Below are 7,737 nucleotides of genomic sequence, written 5' to 3' on the forward strand. Positions count from 1 at the left end.
AGATGGCGGCATTTTCATATACTTGCGAAAGCAGCGGGAGAAATACATCTGGTTGACATATCCCAGCTCATCGGCGATTTGAACAATTCGCCTGTCAGTATGAATCAGTTTATTACAGGCTGCCGCCATCCGTTTTTCCTCTCGCCATTGCATGATGCTGATCCCGGAATACTTTTTAAACAGGAGCGCCAGGGCAGAAGCGGATAGACAGGCCGCGTCTGCTATTTTGTCAATGGAAAGGTCCGAGAACAGGTTATCTTCAACAAAGCGAATGGCGGACTGAACTCTTGGGTCTGTGCGATGATAGCCCTCAGATTCCATGATCTGATGACAGCGCAACAGCAGGTGTTCCACACAGGTTGTTCTTATTTTGACTTCGGTGGGGTCTTTATCCCAACCCTGCTGTGCCAAAAACTCGATGACAGCGGTAATTTGTGTCAGTTTTTTCTGCGAGCGTGTTCTTATGTGATGAATACCAGAAGCTATTTCTGGCCAGTTAAGCATATCCTTTATACCGCCCTCATCCTGAAACGTAACCCAGGAATAAAGCCATTGGTCACAGTCTCCTGCCCGGCGAACAGCCAGATAGGCGGTTGGACTGAATAGAAGAATATCATCCGGTTGAGTTTGCAGTGTGGTTCTGACGCAGTTGTAATAACCGGAGCCTTTCAGGGTAACGTGAATAGTCCAGCCCGCTTTCGTCTGGGGACGAAGAATCGAGTGGTCTGTCCATGACCCTTTTACGCACAACCCTCGAGAGGCAACGTTCAGGTATTTGAAGAACTGCTGATCGGATTCAACAGAGTCGAACAGTCGACGGAGGAAGCGGTTGGCATCTTTATCGGTCAGCTCTGCCGTTGCTGTCATGACCTTATTCCAGTCATTGAGCATTGAATCATACTGCATGGATGCAGGAGGTAGAGTAATGCAGGAGCAATTACCGGGATTATACGGAATTCACCCGGCAAGGGTAGCAAGCTGCCAGAGCATTCACCTCCCTGTGAGTGGATCCTGTACAATCCCTGTACAGGATGACAGCGGAGTTGGCGGTTAAATTGATAAAGACAGTTGTCCTGAATGGGCAATTTATTAGTCCTTCGTAAGATTAAAACCACCGGCTTTAGCCGGTCAGCTTTAGCTATGATACTTTGTCGCAGTTATCTGGGTGTAGAGGTTCTGGAGAGACGGAGAGACGGAGAGACTGGGGGTAAGGTCTTTCATTTTGCATTAGCATGAACAAACAAAGGATTGTCTATTTTTGGAATGCAAAACGACAGAACCGGTTCAGGCTTTCATGTGGTAGACGACGTTAGTTATGCAAAATGAAAGACCTGACCCCGATTTTTTTTGACCCCGATTTTTTTTCAACGATTTTTTTTCAATACTTCCAGCGATTCGGCCAGTTTTTTGGACGTATCGTTCATATTAGTACCGGTTATAGATTCTCATGATTCATGGATTATAGCTTATTGTGTTCTTCTGTTTATCGCTTATTGTGCGGTTTTAATCAGGGTCGCCAACAGGTGACTCCATCAACAGGTAATGCTGATGTGATTGTGACTTACATCAGTAAGTCTTAATCTTCTTGGAAACAACGGAAAACAGGCTGGTAAAGTGCGCGAATGGTTGCATTAATGCCCAATACTCAGTTTTCCGGAAAACGGGGTCCAGGGCCCATAGAGGCCGCAGACCTGATGAGATGGGAGTGAGCGGATTCCATCAGGGCCAGAGGCATTGAGGCCTCACTCCAAAAGCTGGACTCTTTATTAAGAGAGTGGAAGCATTACTCTTTAACGTCATTATGGAAAACTTTTCCTTGCATCGCGGGGCGGATCATATATGACCCGGCTTTCTGGCGACAACGGGCGTTAAGCCGTGGCGGCTTGAAGAGTATTCTTGTCTGTCACAGCATTTCGTGATGCTGCATAAGCCAGCAGAAAAGCAAGAACTGTGAAGTACAGGGTTTTATAAATGGTATAGGCCATGCCGGACATGGTGCCTTCCATACCATAGTGAACGACGAATACTGTTGGAAGATAAAATAGCCCGAATGCGAATATAAGAGAGACCATTGTTGTTTTTAATTTGCCCTGAGGTAACAGGTTGGTCAGTTGTTTATCAAAAGAACCATTATCCCAGGTCAGGCCCGTGAGAGAATTTTTCTTCATCGCTTTTTCGATATTGAACATGGTGAAAAAACAAACAAAGAAAGCCACCAGAAATGTACCAAGCCCGAGGTCAAAGGCAATGGTATTTGCAAAGGTATCTCCATTACCGATAAGGGCGATCTTTGCCAGGGGCGCAAACACAAACGAGGCAATCGCTCCATTTAATAGAAGATTCATGATGACGTTGAGCTTAATTTCTTTTTTGCAAAATGCCAGATGCATATTGATTATCCGCTGTTAAATTTTGTATTTCCGGATGTTGTATCAGGTTTGCTGTTTTTATTTATCCAGAAAAAGAGACTGTTAAAACTTTACTCACTGTGATGAAGAATAAACATGCACATTCTTATGTTTTTTATGTCTGATTCTGTTAAATGACAGAAGCAAATAATTGTCTTTAAATAATATCCTGATTTCGATCAGGCCCAAGGGGGTATTTTTTCACCACAAAGGCACAAAGGCATAAAGAAGAGCTTTTTGTTTAAAGCTTTGCTTTTCTCTGTGCCTCCGTGTCTCCGTGGCAAAATTCTGGTTTACTGCCTCCCGTACTTAATGCACTGCCAGAGGTTTGATTCTGAAGACCAGGCTATAGAACAAAGGCACCACAATCAGTGTCAGAACTGTGGCAAATAGCAGACCAAACATAATGGCAATTGTCATACTCTTGAAGAAAGGGTCTGCCAAAAGCGGTGCAACCCCCATGATGGTTGTTAAGGCACCCAGTATCACCGGGCGGGCACGACTCAGAGCGGCGTCGATGATTGCGTGGTAGGGTTCCATGCCTTCCCGAACATTAACGTCCGCCTGGTCCACCAGAACAATCGCGTTCTTGATTAACATACCAATAAGGCTCAGGAAACCCAGTAGCGCCATGAACTCCAGGGGCTCATTGAAACTGCTAAGCCCAATGGCAACACCAATGATAGCCAGAGGGGCTGTTAACCAGATGACCAGCGGTTGCCGCCAGCCATTAAACATGATGATCACTGCCAGCACCATGGCCAGGAATCCCCAGGGAATGGCAGCGACAATAGCACCATTGCTCTCGCTGGAGCTCTTGTATTCACCGTGCCACTCAAGGGTATAACCCGGCGGCAGGGGAATGGCTTCTACCAGAGGGCGGATTTTGGCAAATGCTTCCCCGGTCAGCACGCCGGGGGCCGGATCCGATTGCGCTTTGATGGTTGGGGTACGGTCAATGCGGCGAACCATGGCGTCCTGCCACACCAGCTCGATGTTTTTAATCAGCTCACTGATGGGTACGGCTGAGCCGGTTATGTTGCTGGAAACCATCACATCGTTGATCTGTTCCGCACGCTCACGCTCAGCTTCAGGTGCTCGCAGAATGATAGGGATCAAGTCGTTGCCTTCACGGAATGCGCCAATAGTGCGTCCGCTGAAGTTCTGTTCCAGAGCCAGGTTCAAATCAGATTGAGACAGGCCCAGCTTTTGAGCCAGTTCAGTGCGATAGACGGGCTTGAGTACGGCGGTCTGTTCTCGCCAGTCATCCTGAACGGCTATTAAGTCAGGCTGGTCGGCCATCATGGTTTTGGCTTGCTCACTGAGTTGCCGCAAAACCACCGGATCGGAACCACTAAAGGCGGCTTCAATTTTTTTGCCACCGCCGGGGCCGAGCATAAACTTCCAGACTTTAAAGCTGGCTTGAGGGAATGTTGCGGTCAATTCCTCCTGAAGGCTTTTTACTAATCCCGGGATGACAGTGAAGTCTTCAACATCAATAAGCAGCTGACCATAGCCAGAATCTGTCGTGTTAGGGGCGTAGGTTAGCATAAAGCGTAAACCGCCAGCGCCAACCAGGCTGGTGATGTTAGTCACCCCTTGTTTCTGTCGCACCAGATCCGCTACACGTTTTGTCAGCTTATCGGTTTTCCTGATATCAGTACCCTGAGGCAAATACAGGTCAACCACAAACTGGGGGCGCTGAGAATCCGGGACAAATCCGGAGGGTACATTGCCAAGAGCGACCAGGCCGCCCAGCAGCATGGCAATAACAATACTGGTAGCAATAAGACGATGACCCAGTACCCAGACCAGCAGGCTGCGATAAGCATGCAAAGTTCTGGATGGTTTCGCGTTTTGATCCACCTTGTCTGCTTTCAGGAAGTAGTGACAGAGCAGGGGAGTGATGGTAATGGCAAACACCCAGCTCATAAACATGGAGTAGCAGATAACCCAGAATAGAGAGCCCGCGTATTCACCCATGTCCGAAGGTGAAAGGCCGATGGCACTGAAAGCAAGAATACCCACAATAGTGCCGCCTAACAGAGGCCATACGGTTGCTTTGACGGTATTGCTCACGGCGTTGCGACGCTCTTCTCCTTTTTGCAGGCGCACCAGAATGCCATCAGTCACAACAATGGCGTTATCAACCAGCATACCCAGGGCGATGATGAGCGCCCCAAGGGAGATACGTTGCATGGCTATATTATCGACCAGCATGATGATCATGGTGGATGCCACAATCAATAGCAGTACAAAGCCAATGATGATGCCAGAGCGTACGCCCATAAACAGGAGCAATACGATAAAAACAATAGCGACAGCGGCGGCCAGGTTAATAACAAAACCATCCACCGACTGACGAACCGAATCCGACTGAATGGATACCGGGTGTAACTCCATGCCAACCGGACGCAGACTGTCCAGCTCTGCCAGTTTGGCTTTAACGGCATCACCCATTGCCACAACGTTGCCGCCGGAAATATTGGCAATGCCAAAGCCAATGGCAGGTTGTCCGTTGTAATACATGGTCATTGGCTGATGAGGCTGGTAGTCGCGGTAGACTCTGGCCAAATCTTTGATGCGGATCAATTGCTGATCAGCACCCATCGCAACGGTGAGTTCACTAATGTCGTCTATCGTGGTGGTATATAGCTTAGGTAGAATTGGGATGCGTATTTCATCCGCTTCCAGACTGCCAGCAGAAGACACTTTGTTCTGTTTATTCAATACATCAATAACCGTATTCAGGTTGACACCTAACCGGGCGGCTCTTTCCCGGGAAACTTCTACAAAAATTCCTTCACTGTGCTGAGCCTGTTTGGTGGTTCGGGCAACACCGGGAACTTTAGCGATCTCTTTCATCAGCATGTCCACATAATTCTGGATCTGCCTGTTGCTGTAGCCGTCTCCGGTTACCGCATAATAAAGTCCGTAAACATCACCATAATCGTCCTGCACAATAGGCTCTTTGGCATCGGGAGGCAGTTGCGCCTTGATATCATTGATTTTGCGCCGGAGTTTATCCCAGGATTGTTGCAGGTTTTCTTTGTCCGGGGCGAATTCCCGCTTGATGGACACCGTGATTTTGGACAAGCCGGTTTCAGACACGGAAGTCACTTCATCGACTTCCTGCATGGTTTGTATGGCTTCTTCCAGTTTGTCGGTGACTTGCTCTGCCACCATTTCAGGATCGGCGCCGGGGTATTGGGTGATGATCATTGCTGAGCGAATGACGAATTCCGGATCCTCAAACCGTGCCAGATTTTGGTACGCCATCCACCCGCCAATAAGCACCAGAAGGGTGACGACCCAGGCTATAAAACTTTTTTTAAGCGTATATTCAGCGATATTCACAGGTTTTACTCCAGACCCAGTGGACGGACTTTCATGCCATCACGGAGGCTGTTGACTCCGGTGGTGACAATCTGGTCTCCCCTCGTCAGTCCGCTAACAATCCTGACCTTGTCACCTATGAGCGCTCCGGTTTCAATTTTAGTTCTGGTTACGGTGCCATCTACCGCCACCTTCCAGCTGAATTTATTGCCGGAATTATCAGAAATGATCGATTTTAATGGAATCAGAATACTGCGCTGTTTGTTCTCAACAGGTGCTTCTGCGTCCGGAATTATCGTGACAGACATGCCGGGCAGGATATTGGCCTGATCGGTTTTCGGTAAAGAGAAAATGACTCTATAGGTTTGGGTGGTATGATCGCCTTCAGTGATAATGTATTTGAATTTTACCGGCAATTTCAGGTCAGGAAGCTGATCAAACACCACTACCGACCTGACTTCATCCGTGCTGGTCAATACTACAGAACCCGGAATATTGAATTCAACTTCCAAATCGTCAAGGTTTTTCAAACTGAAGATAGTTTCTTTGGCCTGGACAAAGTTAAATTCATCAACCAGCTGACGAGCGATTATTCCTGCAAAAGGGGCGCGCAGTGTGGCGTTCTCAAGTAGTCGTTGCTCATTATCAAGACGATTTTTTAAAATATCCCGTTGTGTTCTGGATTGTTCCAGATCACTGAGAGCGATGGCTCTGTTGGCTTCGTAGAGGGTTTCCAGCCGTTGAGTATCTTTTTCAGCTTTTTTGAATTCAGTCAGGCTTGATTGATAATTATTCTGCAATTGTTGTTTATCAAGTTCGGCAATAACCTGCCCTTTTTCCACAAAATCCCCTTCTTTGACTTTTATAGAGACCAGTTTGCCGGAGAGTTCAAAGGACAGCTCTGCTTTTTGCGCAGCCCTGACGGTACCAATATAAGCAAAGTCCGGTGCCACATATCGGCTGCTGATGGTTTCAATCATGGCCGGACGGGGAGTGCTGGAAAGACGGTTGTCTGCAGCGGCTTGTTCGGGTTCGCTACAGCCCGCGAGACTTAATGCCATAACTAACATAATGACAGTGCTCAAAGGTTTACGGGTGAACATTTGTTTGTCCTCTAAGATGATTTTAAGTTATTGATCGTTAATCTTTATGAAAAAACATTAATGTGTAGAACGAACAAAAGAGAGCAAGTCTGTATTGACGAAACTGATATTTTTGAATCAACGAGATTCACAATGGTAGAATTTTTTTGCCATTAAATAATTTTAAGATGCCTTTAAAAATCCACTGATCGTATAAATTGACAAGCCAGTATTTAGCTTTGGAGAATATCTGCGTTTCAGGACTCTGGCTATGCCATATTCGCTGTATTTTATGTCTGATTGGCTTGATCGAAAGGTGTGTTCACCCAGGGTGGGGATGACACAGAATTATTGACAGGCTCCCAGAGTACTACGGGTTAAATGACACCGGCCATTGAATACACTTCCAGAGTGATAGGGACGTAGGTCAGCCGCTGTTTAACCATTGAAGAGCCTTTTCCCCTGTTTAAGCAATACTCTTTGATTTGTTCAAAGGTGGTTAGCTTTCTTTCCATGATCATCTTATGGATAGCACTGGTGTAACCGGTGTGGCCCTTAGTGGCTCCCTGAATTGAACGGATGATTTCTTGAGTCGTTGCTTTTGGGTTACTGGATTTCAAGGTGGCTATTTGGCGGTAAAGTTCTTTATCTTTATCCGTTGCACGCCTGCCGGAACCAGAAATCGCATCGCCTGAATGGGCGTCTGTGCAGGATGACTGGTAAGGAAATTTCTTGGTGGCCAGGGTTGCAGCGGTAAACATTAACACTGGCTTTACGTCTTCAAAATCTTCACCCAGGGCAGCTTGCTGTTGTTTCAAGAATTCAGCAACAAAGCTCTGTCTCTGTTCTTCTATGATCTCGTTTGCCTGGTTTTCCCGCCAGATTCTGAACAGGTGAACCCCGGTAGTGAA

5 protein-coding genes are annotated in these 7,737 nt (G+C 47.1%); all 5 read right to left on the reverse strand.

Annotation, left to right across the window (positions count from 1 at the left end; translation table 11 throughout):
• Positions 1 to 867: helix-turn-helix domain-containing protein (locus RM811_RS00175; RefSeq protein ID WP_402519465.1), on the reverse strand; the 867-nt coding region annotated here is incomplete at its 3' end.
• Between the two features lie 1,001 nt (positions 868 to 1,868).
• Positions 1,869 to 2,390, reverse strand: coding sequence for a hypothetical protein (locus RM811_RS00180; RefSeq protein WP_402519468.1), 522 nt, complete (start codon positions 2,388 to 2,390; stop codon positions 1,869 to 1,871).
• 327 nt (positions 2,391 to 2,717) lie between these two features.
• The gene (locus RM811_RS00185) at positions 2,718 to 5,765 is read right to left on the reverse strand and encodes an efflux RND transporter permease subunit (protein ID WP_402519470.1); all 3,048 of its coding nucleotides are present in this window, start codon (positions 5,763 to 5,765) and stop codon (positions 2,718 to 2,720) included.
• 5 nt (positions 5,766 to 5,770) lie between these two features.
• Entirely contained in the window at positions 5,771 to 6,847 is a 1,077-nt protein-coding gene (locus RM811_RS00190) for an efflux RND transporter periplasmic adaptor subunit (protein ID WP_402519472.1), read from the reverse strand.
• A 356-nt stretch (positions 6,848 to 7,203) separates the two neighbouring features.
• Positions 7,204 to 7,737 (reverse strand): hypothetical protein (locus RM811_RS00195; RefSeq protein WP_402519475.1); only part of this gene is annotated, 534 nt, incomplete at its 5' end.

The organism is Endozoicomonas sp., from assembly GCF_031844845.1.
Lineage (GTDB): Bacteria > Pseudomonadota > Gammaproteobacteria > Pseudomonadales > Endozoicomonadaceae > Endozoicomonas.

Bases quoted from the DNA above. Each gene is read 5' to 3' on its own strand.
- RM811_RS00190 (WP_402519472.1), bottom strand. From the start codon at position 6,847: ATGTTCACCCGTAAACCTTTGAGCACTGTCATTATGTTAGTTATGGCA.
- RM811_RS00180 (WP_402519468.1), bottom strand. From the start codon at position 2,390: ATGCATCTGGCATTTTGCAAAAAAGAAATTAAGCTCAACGTCATCATG.